The organism is Actinoplanes nipponensis (assembly GCF_016862275.1).
Lineage (GTDB): Bacteria > Actinomycetota > Actinomycetes > Mycobacteriales > Micromonosporaceae > Actinoplanes > Actinoplanes nipponensis.
On record NZ_BOMQ01000019.1, the window covers coordinates 23,108 to 36,526 of the forward strand.

Sequence of the window (13,419 nt, forward strand, 5' to 3'; positions counted from 1 at the left end):
CCCGCTCTGCATAACAGTTTTTATAGCACACCTCGGAGAGCGCTCTCCGAGGCAGCGTCCGGAGAGCCCCGCAGGGGGTGCCGGGTTCCGGAACCACGCGGTCGTATTGACGTACGTGCGAGCCCGGCGTAACACTTCGGAAAGCGCTCTCCAAGCCCGACGGCCGATCCCCGCTCCGCCTCCGGCCGCCGGTGCCATCCGTCCTCACCCCCGTGGGAGAACTCATGAAATCAGGGAAAAGCCGGCTCAGACGGCTCATCGCGCCGCTGGGCGTGGCCGCCGTGGCCGCCTCGTTGCTGGTGGCGGGGGTGCAGTCGGCCCAGGCCGCCGACACCCTGCTGTCGCAGGGCCGGCCGGCGCTCGCCTCGTCGCTCGAGAACGGTGAGTCGCCCGCGGCGGCCGCCGTCGACGGCCGGGCCGACACCCGGTGGGGCAGCCAGTGGGCCGACCCGCAGTGGCTGCGCGTCGACCTCGGCGGCACCGCCACGATCAGCCAGGTCGTGCTCCAGTGGGAGGCCGCGTACGCCAAGGCGTACCAGATCCAGACCTCGCCGGACGGCGCCGCCTGGACCACCGTCTACAGCACCACCACCGCGACCGGCGGCACCCAGACCCTGACGGTCACCGGCAGCGGCCGCTACGTGCGCATGTACGGCACCCAGCGCGGCACCGGCTACGGCTACTCGCTGTACGAGTTCAAGGTCTACGGCACCAGCAGCGCCCCGCCCCCCTCCGGCGGCGGCTACGTCCTGGCCGACCCGCCCGTCACCGGCGTGACCCCGTCGACGGCGACCCCGCCGGCGACCAACCCGCCCACCACGCACCACGAGTTCCAGGCGAACTGCTCGGTGAGCCGGTCCAACCTGCCCGACGACCCGATCGTGTTCCCGAACCTGCCGGGCGCCTCGCACTCGCACACCTTCCTGGGCAACACCACCACGAACGCCGCGACGACGCTGGCCGGCCTCAATGCCGGCGGCACCTCGTGCATCACGCCGGGCGACAAGACCGGCTACTGGATGCCGACGCTGTTCAACGGCGACACCGCCGTGCAGCCGGTCGGCCGCCAGGTCATCTACTACAAGAGCGGCGTGCTCGACTACCGCAGCGTGCGCCCGTCGCCGCCCGGCCTGCGGTACGTGGTCGGCAGCCCGTCCGCGACGCTCGACGAGTTCCGCAACGCGCCGGGCGCGGTCGAGGGCTGGGAGTGCGGCGACAGCGTCCGCAACTGGGACTTCCCGGCGTCCTGCCCGGCCGGCACCCAGCTCAACATCCGCTACCAGGCGCCGAGCTGCTGGGACGGCATCCACCTGGACACGCCCGACCACAAGAGCCACATGGCGTACCCGACGGTCGGCGTCTGCCCGGCCGACCACCCGGTGGCGGTGCCGATGATCGAGTTCAAGATGGCCTTCCCGGTCAGCGGGAACATGGCCGGCGTGCGCCTGGCCAGCGGCCGGGCGTACTCGTTCCACTACGACTTCTACAACGCCTGGGACGCCCCGACGCTGAACGCGCTGGTGACCCACTGCATCAACGGCGGGCTCCAGTGCGACCCCCGCGGCTTCGACCAGTACAAGCCGGAGCGCGGCGCCGCACTGAATGCGAACTACGTCCTGCCGTAACGGCGGAATAATGGTCCGGGTGCCGACCTGAGGGCGCCCGGACCGTTTCGCTGCCCACGAATAACAATTATCCGGGAGGGAGTTTCTCGAGGAATCGGATGCGGTTCGCGACGGCTTGGGCGGCCAGCGTCCTGGTCTGCGGTTCGACGCCGGCCCGCTGCTCGCTGCCGGCGAGCCGGACGCCCTGTTCGAGGTGGGCCCGCAGGTGCCGCGCCAGCAGCTCGTCGAATGCCGGCCCCCGGGCCGCGGCGGCCTCGGTGACCTGCTCCGGGGTGACCATGCCGGGCATCGGCATGCCCTCGTGCGGGTTCTCCGCGGGCAGCCCCGCCTGGTCGTGCAGGGCACGCAGGACGGTGAGCTCCTGCTCGTGACCGGCCCGGACGTCGGCCGCGAGCGCCCGCAGGCCCGCGTCCGCACCGCGGCCGGGCGCCAGCGCCAGCAGCGGCAGCAGTTGCTCGTCCATGGCGATGGTGATCTCGACCCAGGCCAGGTCCGTGCCGCCGAAGAAGCCGCTGCGACCGGGGACCGGAGAGCTCGCGACGGCCGCGGGGGCGGTGGCGACCGGCCCGGGGTCGCACGCGGCCGCGCCAAGCAGCAACGTCAACAGACAACCGCCGGTCACGGCCCGCATTCCGACGCTCACCGGCAATTCCATTCCGGGAAGTCTCGGCGTCCCGGGCCCGGCCTGTCAACATTTCGCCGCGGTTCCGGAACCGCGGCGGCTTATTGACGTGGCGCAACACCACGGCAACAATCGACACAGTCGGAAAACGCTCTCCCGGCTATTCAGAATTCCCCTGCGCGCCAGGGTGCCACCGAGGCTGTGGCGCGCAGGGGCTTCCATCCGGGTGCGGTCAGCCGACGCCAGCCGGGGACGCCTTTCCCCAGCTGACGCCGCGCAAGCGGGAGGTGCTCACCCTGATCGCCGCGGTCCTGGGCAACGCGGCGATCGCGGGACGGCGGCGCCTCGCCGCGGCGACCGTGGGCAACCACATCACCAGCATCTTCGGCAAGCGTCAGGTGCCCAGGCCCGCTCCGCCGGCCCGGGCGCCTGGCGTCACGGGTCCAGGTCGGCGCCGATCGCGTAGTGGTCGGAGGGGTAGAGACCGTCGATCGGCCGGTCGCCGGCGATGAACGCGCCGCGGACGGTCACCGGGGCGCCCGGCCGTCCCGGCCGCACCAGGACGTGGTCGATCCGACGGTCGATCAGCGTCGTGGCCTCCAGCGGCGCGTACGGCAGCAACGAGTCCAACGTGGTCGCCGTGGGATCGCCGCCCCCGGCCTCCCAGGTGTCCACCGTGACGGCCCGCAGCGGCGCGAGTTCCGGCTCGTCCGGTGGCGCGTTCAGGTCGCCGATCAGCAGCACCGGCAGCGGGCCGTCGAACGCGGGATCCGTCACGAGCGCGGCGAGCGCCCGGGTCTGCGCGGCCCGGTCCTGCGCGTAGTGCGGTTCCCATTCCCGGCAGGTGACGATGACGTGCAGCTCGCCCCGGGGGTGGTCGAGGGCGGCGACCAGCGCGGTCGGGGGAGCACCCGGGCGTTGCGGGTGCGGCAGCTCGCGGACCTCGGTGCGCAGGATCGGCCAGCGGCTCAGCAGGCCCAGCCCGACCGTGGCGCCGGCCTGACCGGGCTCCTCGATCGGGTCCGGCGCCGGCGGCAGCGAGGTGGGCGCGAAGCACGCGTGCCGGCCGAGCTCGCCGGCCAGCACGTCCGGCTGCGTCGTGCCGTCGGCGGACCAGGCCTCCACCAGGCCCAGCACGTCCGGTTGGTACGTCTCGAGGGTGGTCCTGATCCCGGCGGCCCGCTCGCGCCAGTTGCCGCCGAAACGCCACCACACGTTCCAGGTCATGACCCGCATGCTCCGAACCTAAGCCCGGCGGGTTTGAATGGCACGGTGAGCCGACCCGTTCTGCTGCTGGATCTCGACGGGGTGCTGAACCCCTTCGCCGCGTCCTCCTGCCCCGACGGATACCTCGAGCACGAGTTCTATCCCGGTGAGGGCCCCGAGCGCTACTGCCCGGACCACGCCGGGTGGATCACCGAGCTGGCCGCCGCCGGTGACCTGCGCTGGGCGACCGGCTGGGGTGAGGACGCCAACGCCCTCTTCGGCCCGAAACTGGGCATCCCCGCGCTGCCGGTGGTGACCTTCCCGCCGCTGCCGTTCCCGCCGGAGGAGAAGGTGCCGGCGATCGCGGCGGCGGTGGGCGACCGGCCGGCTGCCTGGATCGACGACAACCACACCGAGGCGGGCCGCCGCTGGGCCGCCGGGCGGGCGGCGCCCACCCTGCTGGTGCCGATCGACTCGGCGGTCGGCTGGACCCGGCCCGACGTGGACCGGGTCCTGGCCTGGCTGGCCGGGCTGGCCGGCTGATCAGGCGTTCTGCCAGAGCCCGATCAGGTTGCCCTCGGTGTCGTGGACGTAGGCGGCGAAGCCCATGTCCCCGACCGGTTGCCGGCCGATGGCCACCGAGCCGCCGAGCTTCTCGATGCGGGCCAGCGCGTCGTCCAGGTCCTCGACGCCGATGGTGATCACCGGGCCGGTGATGGGGCCCTGCTTGGCCAGCATGCCGCCGTTGATGCCGCCGGGCTCGCCGGGGCCGCCGGACTCGTCGGCCGGCGTGGTCGTCACCATCGTGTAGCCCATGTCCGGCATGCTCTGCAGCTGCCAGCCGAAGGCCTCGCGGTAGAAGGTGTGCGCCCGGTCGGCGTCGTCGAACGGGACCTCGAAGTGGACCACTCTGTCCATGACCCCTCCTCCAGGGGATGCGGAAGTGATGCGGTCGACGGTAGACCCGCCCACCGACAAAAGGGCGCCCCCGCCGGAGGGGGGGGCGCCGGAAAAAACGTGATCAGCTGCGGTACACGCCGAACTCCCAGAGCGAGTACCCGTAGTCGGTCGCCCGGGCGGTGCCGGAGACCCGGACATAACGGCCCGTGCCGCCCACGGCCAGGTCGTCGAAGCCGCCGTTGCCGTTGGTGGTCGTGTGGATCGTCTGCCAGGTGGTGCCGTTGTCGGACACCTGCACTGTGTAGCCCCTGGCGTACGCCGCCTCCCAGGCCAGCAGCACCCGGTCGAACGACTGCACCGAGCCGAGGTCGACCTGCAGCCACGCGGTGTCGACCCACTCGCTGGCCCAGCGGGTGCCGTAGTCGCCGTCCACCGCGTACGCCGGCAGCTGCGGCCCGTTCGTGCCGGTCGGCTGGTACGTCGACGCGGTCGCCGCCCTGCCCCGGGCCAGGTTCGTGCCGGGGACGGTCGGCGGGACCACCCGGAACGAGCGCTGCTCGATGCCCACGTTGCCCTGGCCGTCGAAGGCGTACACGTAGACCTTCCAGACGCCGAGCTGCTCGGGCGCGCGGGCGGTGAACGTGCCGTTGCCGTTGTCGGTGAAGACCACGTTGGTCAGGCCGGTGCCGCCGGTGATGTGCTTGTCGCTGTACATCAGGTTGTAGCGGATCAGGTCGCCGTTCGGGTCGTTGGCCGTCGCGCTGACCGTGAACGTGCCGCCGGCCGGCACGGCCGTCTGGTTGCTCACGGACATGGCGGTGATCTCCGGCGGGGTGTTCGCCGACGGCTGGCCGGTGTACGCCTGTTTGAGCGCGTGATAGCCGAGTCGCCGCCAGCCGCCGGTGAAGGTGTTGAGCCAGACGCCGCCGAAGTCGTTCTCCAGCCCGTAGTGGAACTCGGTCGCGCCCAGCGCCACGCCGGGATGCGATTTGATCGCGTTCCAGCTGGCCGTGTAGCCGGCCCGCTTCTGCAGATCGGTCGGCTCGGTCGGCACCCCGTTGACGTCGGCGGGCACCTCCCACTCGCCGGCCGGGCCGCCCTCGGTGACGATGTACGGCTTGGTGTAGCCGCCGCTGATCCAGTCCTGTTTGATGTTCCCGATCGCCCCGTAGGAGTTGACCGCGAGCAGGTCCAGGGCCGGCGAATCGGCCTTGTAGTACTTCCACGCCCCGGTGTACGCATCCGTCGAGGTGACCGGGTGGTTCGGGTCGGCGGCATGGATGGCGACCGCCAGTTCGTTGACGTACCTGGCGTAGGCGACCCGCCGCGCCTCGACCTCGGCGGCGGGGAGGCCGTGGTCCTGCATGGTCAGGATGACCTCGTTGCCGACGTCCCACATCAGCACGCCCTGGCGGCCCTTCAGCGCGTTCACCCGGGCCACGATCTCGTTCTTGGTGTTCGTCTTGTAGGCGGTGTCGTTGACGTAGTCGGCGCCCTGGTTGAGCCAGTGCCCCACGACGACCTTGATGCCCTGCTGGGCGGCGCGGTCGAGCAGCAGCGGGGTGTTGGTGTCGTCCACGCCCCAGATCCGGATCGTGTTGACCCCCATGTTCCTCAGGTCCCGCAGGTAGCCGTCGGCCGCGGCCTGCGGCGGGCCGTAGGTCAGACCCTTCAGCTCGTACGGTGAGCCGTTGACGGTGAGCTGCCAGTTGCCCTGCGTGCCGGTGACCCGGACGGTGGACGGGCCGGCCGGGGTGGCCGGGTCGGTCATCGCGGCCGGCGTGGTGCCGGCGGAGCGGGCGACCGTCACGGAGTCGACGCTGAGCACGCCGCCCGAGGTGGTGTCCGGGGTGGGCGTGGTGAAGCCGGCGATCGCGTTCGGCAGCGAGCCGCCGACGGCGAGGTCGAAGCGCAGGAAGAAGCCGTGGTGCACGGCCGCGTGCCACGCCGTGACGCCGACCTGCGACTCGCGGACCACCCAGGTCTGCCGACCGTCGAGGGAGAAGCGGATCTCCTCGTCGGTCTTCGTGCGGTCGACGACCTGGCTGTACTCGTGGAAGCCGGTCTGGCAGCCGGCGCAGCTCGCGAGCCCGCTCTGCCGGCCGTTGTACTCCGCGCACGGCCCGTCCGGCGCGGTGCCGCAGTGCAGGGTCTGGGCGAGCTGGCTGCGCCCGTTGACGTCGGTCATGATGTCGGTCTCGCCGACGCCGGGCCAGTTGGTGTAGTTGCCGCGGTACGCCGCCCCGGTGGCGCGGAAACCGGGCCAGTAGCCCAGGCCGTTGGTCACGTCGGGCTGCTTGAGCACGGCGCTGAACCTGGTCAGCTGGCCCGCGAGGGGCTCGAAGTCGGTGCGCTGGGTCTCGATCCGCCCGGAGGTCCACTTGCCGGCGCCGTCGCGGATCGCCTTGATGGTGAGCTTGCCCGCGCCGTCGAGGGAGACGTTGGCGGTGGAGTCCGAGGCGGTCTCGACCTCGCCGGTGCCCCAGTTGGCGGCGCCGCCCGGGTACTGGGTGCCGGTGCGCAGCAGCCAGTTCGCGGCGTCGGGCGAGGTGTTGGCCGGGCCCGAGAAGTCGTCGGTCCAGACGGTGGTGAAGGCGCCGGGCGGTTCCGTGGTGGCGCCCCCGCCGGTCGTGAAGACCTTGAACTCGTAGAGGGAGTAGCCGTAGCCGCTGGCGCGGGTGGTGCCGTACATGCGGACGTAGCGGCCGGTGCCGGTCACGGTGAGGGTCTCGGTGCCGCCCGCGCCGGTGGTCGTGCTGTGGATGTCGGTCCAGGTGGTGCCGTCGGCACTGGTCTGGATCTGGTACGCCTTGGCGTAGGCGCCCTCCCACTGCAGCACGACCTGACAGATCGTCTGCGAGCTGCCCAGGTCGACGCGCAGCCACTGGGGATCGCTGAACTGGCTGGACCAGCGTGAGCCCGCGTCGCCGTCGACGGCCCGGGCGGGTGCGACGTCCGCGCCCTCCTGCGACGAGGCGGTGGCAGGCCGGCCCTGTGCGGCGTTGGTCGAGCCGCAGGCGGAGGGGGTGCCGCCGGCCGAGCCGTAGACCTTGAACTCGTAGAGGGAGTAGCCGTAGCCGCTGGCGCGGGTGGTGCCGTACATGCGGACGTAGCGGCCGGTGCCGGTCACGGTGAGGGTCTCGGTGCCGCCGGCGCCGGTGGTCGTGCTGTGGATGTCGGTCCAGGTGGTGCCGTCACCACTGGTCTGGATCTTGTACGCCTTGGCGTACGCGCCCTCCCACTGCAGCACGACCTGGGTGATCGAGGCGGTGGCGCCCAGGTCGACGCGCAGCCATTGGGGATCGCTGAACTGGCTGGACCAGCGGGTGCCGGCGTTGCCGTCGACTGCGAAGCCGGCGGCGACGTCCGCGCCCTCCTGCGACGAGGCGGTGGCGGGCCGGCCCTGCGACAGCAGGGAGTCGGCGGCGTGCGCGGTGAGCTGCACGAAGCCCAGGGAGGCGGCGACGACGGCGAGCACGGTGACGGGGATCAGCCGTCGCCGGCGTCGGGGGCGGGGAGCGGGCGGGGGTGGCGCCGGGGGATGAGCCGGATGCACGGGAACTCCTGACGTTCGGGGACGGAGTCACGGGGAGAGGGATCGACGGAGAGCGCTCTCCATCTGAGCCCGCAGTGTTGCGTCCGCCTTTCCGATGTGTCAAGCGTTCGATGGCCGGTGCCGGGTTAATAACCTACAAAGACCGCAAATCCGAAGCGGGCCGGGCCGTTCTTGGAAAGCGCTCTCCCATGCCGCATCGGCCCGAAGATTGGTCCGGAGCCGTGTCGAGAACGGCGCGGGGACTCCGACCCACCGGTGGAAGTGCCCCACCGGGGGCGCCAGACGGCTGGGAGACTGAGCCATGAAGTACATGCTGATGATGTTCGGCGACGGCGCCACCATGATGCAGAGCCGCAGCCAGGAGTGGTTCGGCGAGATGATCGCGTTCATGCAGTCGTTCAACGCCGACCTGGAGAAGTCCGGCGAGCTGGTCGAGGCCCGCGGGTTGGCCGACCCCACCACGGCCCGGACCGTCACCCTGGTCGACGGCCAGGTCGTCGTCACCGACGGGCCGTTCGCCGAGGCCAAGGAGTCGCTGGCCGGCTACTGGGTGCTCGAGGTGCCCGACGAGCGGCGCGCGATCGAGCGGGCCGGCGAGGTCGTCGTCTGGGCCGAGCGGGTCGAGCTCCGCGAGGTCCCCGACGGGCCGCCCGAGCAGTGACCACGGACCGGCCCGGGGTCGAGGGCCTGCTGCGCGAGCTCGCGCCGCAGGTCCTCGGCGTCCTCGTGCGCCGGCACGGCCAGTTCGACGCGGCCGAGGACGCGGTGCAGGAGGCCCTGCTCTCGGCCGCTGTGCAATGGCCGGTCGAGGGCGTGCCCGACAACCCGCGCTCCTGGCTGCTCACGGTGGCGGGCCGCCGGCTGGTCGACGAGTGGCGCAGCGAGAGCGCCCGCCGCGCGCGGGAGGAGCGCGTCGCGCTGCTGGAGCCGGCCGAGCCGGGGCCCACAGTGGACCGCGACGACACGCTCACGCTGCTGTTCCTGTGCTGCCACCCGTCGCTGTCGGCGCCCTCGCAGCTCGCCCTCACGCTGCGCGCGGTCGGTGGCCTGAGCACCGCCGAGATCGCCCGGGCCTTCCTGGTGCCCGAGGCCACGATGGCCCAGCGGATCAGCCGGGCCAAGCAGCGCATCCGCGGCAGCGGCCTGGGCTTCGAGGCGCCGCCCGAGGCCGAGCGGGCCGACCGGCTGCGGGTGGTCCGGCAGGTGCTCTACCTGGTCTTCAACGAGGGCTACACCACCAGCGCGGGGCCCGAGCTGCACCGCGCCGACCTCACCGCCGAGGCGATCCGGCTGACCCGGATGCTGCACCGGCTGCTGCCCGGCGACGGCGAGACCGCCGGGCTGCTGGCCCTCATGCTGCTCACCGACGCCCGCCGGGCCGCGCGGACCGACGCGCACGGCGCCCTGGTGCCGCTCGACGAGCAGGACCGCAGCCTGTGGAACGGCGCGGCCGTCGCCGAGGGGGTGGCGCTGATCTCCGGGACGCTCGGGCGCGGGCCGCTGGGCCCGTACCAGTTGCAGGCCGCGATCGCCGCGGTGCACGACGAGGCCCGCACCGCGCAGGAGACCGACTGGCCGCAGATCCTGGCCCTGTACGAGGTGCTCGAGCGGGTCTCGCCCGGCCCGGTGGTCACGCTGAACCGGGCGGTGGCCGTGGCCCGGGCGCGTGGGCCGCTGGCCGGGCTGGCAGTGCTGGCCGAGCTCGACGGCGACGAGCGGATGGCCGACAACCACCGGCTCGAGTCGGTCCGCGCCCACCTGCTCGAACTGGCCGGGGACCGGGCGGCCGCGCACGAGGGCTACCTGCGCGCGGCCGCGATGACGGCCAGCCTGCCCGAGCAGCGGTACCTCACGCTGCGCGCGGCGGCGCTGGGAACCCGTACCTGATCCGAACATGGACCCGGCGCCCGGACGGGCATGATGGTGCGGTGAGCGACGCGGGCGGCAAGGGCCTGATCCTGCTGGTGGAGGACGAGCGGCCGATCGCCGACCTGGTCCGGCTCTACCTGAGCCGGGACGGGTTCGGCGTGCACGTCGAGCACGACGGCCCGGCCGGGCTCGCGGCGGCCCGGCGGCTGCGGCCGGTCGCGTGCGTGCTGGACATCGCGCTGCCCGGGATGGAGGGCACGGAGATCTGCCGCCGCCTGCGCGACGAGGGGGACTGGACGCCCGTCGTGTTCCTCACCGCCCGCGACGACGAGGTGGACCGGATCCTCGGCCTCGAGCTCGGCGGCGACGACTACCTCACCAAGCCGTTCAGCCCGCGGGAGCTGGTGGCGCGGGTCCGGGCCCTGCTGCGCCGCGCCGCCGGGCCGCCCGACGGGGGCCGGGTCCGGACGCTGGGGCCGCTCCAGCTCGACTCCGGCCGGCACCTGGTGACCGTGGACGGCGCGCCGCTGACGCTCACCCCGACCGAGTTCGATCTGCTCGCCCATCTGCTCGGCCGCCCGGGCCGGGTCTTCACCCGCGAGGAGCTGCTGGCCAGCGTCTGGGGGTACGCCTCGCCGGCCGGCACCCGTACCGTCGACGTGCACGTGGCCCAGGTCCGGGCGAAGCTCGGGCCGGCCGCCCACCTGATCCGCACGGTCCGCGGGGTCGGCTACACCGCCGATGCGTAGGTTCCTCGGCACCCTCAGCGGCCGGACCGTGCTGGTCACCGCGGCCACCGCCGTCGTCGCCGTCATCATCACGGCCCTGGTCGCGCTCCCCGTCGCCGTGCGCTCGACCAACAACGCCGCCCGCGACGAGCTGCGGGAGAAATCCGCGCTCGCGGTGGAGCTGCTCACCACGGAACGTCAGGTGGCCCGCGAGCGGATCGTCGCCCGGCTGCGGGCCGACGGCGTCGACGTCTACCTGATCCGGCGGGGCACGGTCGACCGGGCCGGCCTGCCGGACCGGGTGATCACCCAGGTCGCCGGCGGCGCGAGCGTCGACACCCGGGGCGTCGTCGGCGGGCGCACGGTGCTGATCGTCGGCCGGCCATTGCGCGGCAACACCAGCGGGGTGGTGCTGACCCGCGACGTCGCGTCCGGCACGGCCGCCCGGTTGCTGGGCGGAGTGTGGGTCGCTCTGCTCGCCGGCCTGCTCGGTGGCGTCCTCGCCGGGGCGCTGCTGGCCCGCTTCATCGCCCGGCCGCTGCGGCAGGCGGCGGTGGCGGCGGGCCGGCTGTCGGCCGGGGACCGGTCCGTGCGTCTCGCGGTGCGGCCGCCGGCCGAGGTCGCCGAGCTGGCGGCGGCCCTCAACCAGCTGGGCGCGGCGCTGCAGATCAGCGAGGGCCGGGAGCGGGACTTCCTGCTGTCGGTGTCGCACGAGCTGCGGACCCCGCTGGCCACGATCCGGGGCTACGCCGAGGCCCTGGCCGACGGCGTGGTCGCCGCCGACGACGCGGCCCGGGCCGGGCAGACCATGGTCGCCGAGGCGGACCGGCTCGGCCGGCTGATCTCCGACCTGCTCGTGCTGGCCCGGTTGGAGGCGGCCGACCTGCCGGTCGACGTCGTGCCGGTGGACCTGGCCGACCTGGCCGGGTCCGCCGCCGAGGCGTGGGCGCCGCGCTGCGGGCCGGACGGCCCCCGGCTGAGCACCGAGCTGCCCGCCGGGCCCGTCCCGGTGGCCACCGATCCCGGCCGGATCCGCCAGGTCATCGACGGGCTCTGCGAGAACGCCCTGCGGGTGCTGCCGCCCGGCGCGCCGCTGATCCTCGCGGTGCGGGCCGGTCCGACGGGCGGGGTGCTCGAGATCCGCGACGGCGGGCCGGGCTTCTCCGACGAGGACCTGGCGGTGGCGTTCCAGCGCGGCGCGTTGCAGGCCCGCTACCGGGGCGTACGGCCCACCGGCAGCGGGCTCGGGCTGGCCCTGGCCGCCCGGCTGGTCGGGCGGCTCGGCGGCGCCATCACGGCCGGGCACGCCCCGGAGGGCGGCGCGATGTTCACCGTCACCCTGCCTTACCCAACCCGAACATGACGCTGATCCGGTTCGAGCACGGCGCGGGCAGGCTCGACGCCATGACACGAACCCGAATCGCGCTGACCCTGACCACCGTGAGCCTGGCCGGCCTGCTCGCCCTGAGCGGCTGCGGCGGCGGCGCGGCGCCCGTGGATCTCGCGGGTGAGGCCTCCGCGCTGACCGCCGTCGGCCTGACGACCGGACTGGAAGCCGACCCCGCGCCCTCCGCCTCGGCCGAGCCCGGCGCCAAGGGACGCAAGCATCCCGGTGTCCGCCGGTACCTCCGCAAGAACACCCTGCACGGGGAGATGACGGTGCAGGGCAAGGACGGCGTACGGACGGTGGCCGTGCAGCGCGGCACGGTCACCGCCGTGGACGCCACGACCGTGAGCGTCAAGTCGGCCGACGGCTTCGCCCAGACCTGGACCTTCGGCGACAAGCTGCGCGTCGTGCAGGACAAGAAGACCGTCGCGACCACCGCGATCAGGACCGGCGCGGAGGTCGGCGTGGCCGGGGCCAAGGACGGCGACAAGAGCGTCGCCCGCCTGGTCGTCCTCCCCTGACCCGGCCGTGGAGTCCAGGGCCCGCGCTCGTCGCCGAGCGCGGGCCCTGTCCCCGCCCCCTCTTCAATAAGGTCTGTGCCGGCTCACTGCAGGAGGGCGCCCATCGGCGACATCAGCAGCTTGCCGAAGGCCTCGGCGGTGCCGTCCAGGCGCGCCCGCTCCCGGCCGAGGGCCGGCAGGTCATGGCGTACGCACCAGAGCTTCTGCGAGTTGCGCCAGGCCACGTTGCGGGTGTACTCGATCAGCCCGCCCTGCCACCAGTCGTCCAGGTCGCCGTTCATCGTGTCGATGATCAGCTGCCACTTCTCCAGGAAGCCGCGGCGCAGCCCCGGGATGGACTCCGCGAAGATGTCGTTGATCTGCAGGTAGTCGTGGTGCTGGTCGCTGTCGTCGACCGGGTCCGAGCCCAGGTGGTCGAAGGTCGTCACGAGCGCGAACGGCAGGTCGTAGTTGATGTGGGCGTTCACCCCGGCCGCGGCGGACGGCAACGGGCGCGCGTCCGGGCCGGGGATCCGGTGGAACAGCACGGACCAGGCCCGCGGGCAGCCGGCGCTGGCGTCCGACCACTGGCGCAGGGCGTCGAAGTAGCGGGCGGCGAACTCCACGTCGAGGCGGGACAGGAACGCCGGGTCGGCGAACCGGCCCGCGTACAGGCGCTCGAGCACGCTGGTCGTGATGGTCAGGTAGAGCTTGTTGAAGTCGGCGAGCGGGTTGCTGTCCAGCAGCGGCGGCACCCGGTCCAGCACGTCCTGGAGCTTGGTGAGCTGGTCGACCACCGCCGGTACGTCATCGGGGTGACCGGCCAGCACGTCGGCCATGTCCTGTTGCACAGGTCCCCAGACGGAATCGGTGATCATTGCGGTCCTCCACACGCGGAAACTCCTGGCGGAGGTCCTCCAGCACCGCCCGGCGGCCCGTGGTGCCGGCCGGCCGGGCGGTGCTCCCCCGAACGAGAGTCAGCCTTTCAGCCGGAGCCGGTGCGGGGATCGGTAGAACGACGTATTC

At 73.0% G+C, this 13,419-nt stretch carries 13 protein-coding genes; 8 read left to right on the top strand and 5 right to left on the bottom strand.

Annotated elements, in window-relative coordinates:
• The first annotated feature begins 224 nt into the window (after positions 1 to 224).
• Complete coding sequence (locus tag Ani05nite_RS07940) at positions 225 to 1,625, top strand: DUF1996 domain-containing protein (protein ID WP_203766416.1); 1,401 nt, start codon at positions 225 to 227, stop codon at positions 1,623 to 1,625.
• 67 nt (positions 1,626 to 1,692) lie between these two features.
• Here the strand turns inward: Ani05nite_RS07940 and Ani05nite_RS07945 are convergent, their stop codons facing one another.
• Positions 1,693 to 2,229, bottom strand: coding sequence for a DUF305 domain-containing protein (locus tag Ani05nite_RS07945; protein WP_203766418.1), 537 nt, complete (start codon positions 2,227 to 2,229; stop codon positions 1,693 to 1,695).
• 122 nt (positions 2,230 to 2,351) lie between these two features.
• Here Ani05nite_RS07945 and Ani05nite_RS42225 point away from each other — a divergent pair, with 122 nt between their 5' ends.
• Positions 2,352 to 2,759 (top strand): LuxR C-terminal-related transcriptional regulator, encoded by a 408-nt coding sequence (locus Ani05nite_RS42225; protein WP_369076844.1) that lies wholly within the window; start codon positions 2,352 to 2,354, stop codon positions 2,757 to 2,759.
• Here Ani05nite_RS42225 and Ani05nite_RS07955 read toward each other — a convergent pair.
• A complete protein-coding gene (locus Ani05nite_RS07955) occupies positions 2,683 to 3,483 on the bottom strand; it encodes an endonuclease/exonuclease/phosphatase family protein (RefSeq protein ID WP_203766421.1) in 801 nt (266 codons plus the stop codon). The genes Ani05nite_RS42225 and Ani05nite_RS07955 overlap by 77 nt on opposite strands.
• A 36-nt stretch (positions 3,484 to 3,519) precedes the next feature.
• Here Ani05nite_RS07955 and Ani05nite_RS07960 point away from each other — a divergent pair, with 36 nt between their 5' ends.
• On the top strand, positions 3,520 to 3,996 hold the full coding sequence (locus Ani05nite_RS07960) for a hypothetical protein (RefSeq protein WP_239129472.1): 477 nt from the start codon (positions 3,520 to 3,522) through the stop codon (positions 3,994 to 3,996).
• On the opposite strand, the gene Ani05nite_RS07965 is transcribed toward Ani05nite_RS07960, so the two are convergent.
• Complete coding sequence (locus Ani05nite_RS07965; RefSeq protein ID WP_203766422.1) at positions 3,997 to 4,371, bottom strand: VOC family protein; 375 nt, start codon at positions 4,369 to 4,371, stop codon at positions 3,997 to 3,999.
• A gap of 103 nt (positions 4,372 to 4,474) precedes the next feature.
• Complete coding sequence (locus tag Ani05nite_RS07970) at positions 4,475 to 7,831, bottom strand: galactose-binding domain-containing protein (protein WP_239129473.1); 3,357 nt, start codon at positions 7,829 to 7,831, stop codon at positions 4,475 to 4,477.
• Positions 7,832 to 8,210: 379 nt separating this feature from the next.
• On the opposite strand from Ani05nite_RS07970, the gene Ani05nite_RS07975 reads away from it, so the two are divergent.
• From Ani05nite_RS07975 to Ani05nite_RS07995, 5 genes are read left to right on the top strand one after another with little or no spacing between them, the layout of a single operon-like run.
• Positions 8,211 to 8,570 carry a YciI family protein gene (locus Ani05nite_RS07975; protein ID WP_203766424.1) on the top strand — a complete coding sequence of 120 codons (360 nt, stop codon included), beginning with the start codon at positions 8,211 to 8,213 and terminating at the stop codon, positions 8,568 to 8,570.
• Complete coding sequence (locus Ani05nite_RS07980; protein WP_203766425.1) at positions 8,567 to 9,796, top strand: RNA polymerase sigma factor; 1,230 nt, start codon at positions 8,567 to 8,569, stop codon at positions 9,794 to 9,796. The genes Ani05nite_RS07975 and Ani05nite_RS07980 overlap by 4 nt, the downstream gene beginning before the upstream one ends.
• A gap of 41 nt (positions 9,797 to 9,837) precedes the next feature.
• Positions 9,838 to 10,527 carry a response regulator transcription factor gene (locus Ani05nite_RS07985; protein WP_203766427.1) on the top strand — a complete coding sequence of 230 codons (690 nt, stop codon included), beginning with the start codon at positions 9,838 to 9,840 and terminating at the stop codon, positions 10,525 to 10,527.
• The gene (locus Ani05nite_RS07990; RefSeq protein ID WP_203766429.1) at positions 10,520 to 11,869 is read left to right on the top strand and encodes a sensor histidine kinase; all 1,350 of its coding nucleotides are present in this window, start codon (positions 10,520 to 10,522) and stop codon (positions 11,867 to 11,869) included. Before Ani05nite_RS07985 ends, Ani05nite_RS07990 begins: the two co-directional genes overlap by 8 nt.
• A gap of 41 nt (positions 11,870 to 11,910) precedes the next feature.
• The gene (locus Ani05nite_RS07995) at positions 11,911 to 12,414 is read left to right on the top strand and encodes a hypothetical protein (RefSeq protein ID WP_203766431.1); all 504 of its coding nucleotides are present in this window, start codon (positions 11,911 to 11,913) and stop codon (positions 12,412 to 12,414) included.
• Positions 12,415 to 12,497: 83 nt separating this feature from the next.
• On the opposite strand, the gene Ani05nite_RS08000 is transcribed toward Ani05nite_RS07995, so the two are convergent.
• Positions 12,498 to 13,268, bottom strand: a complete 771-nt coding sequence (locus tag Ani05nite_RS08000) for a DUF5995 family protein (protein WP_203766445.1) — start codon at positions 13,266 to 13,268, stop codon at positions 12,498 to 12,500.
• Positions 13,269 to 13,419 lie beyond the last annotated feature (151 nt).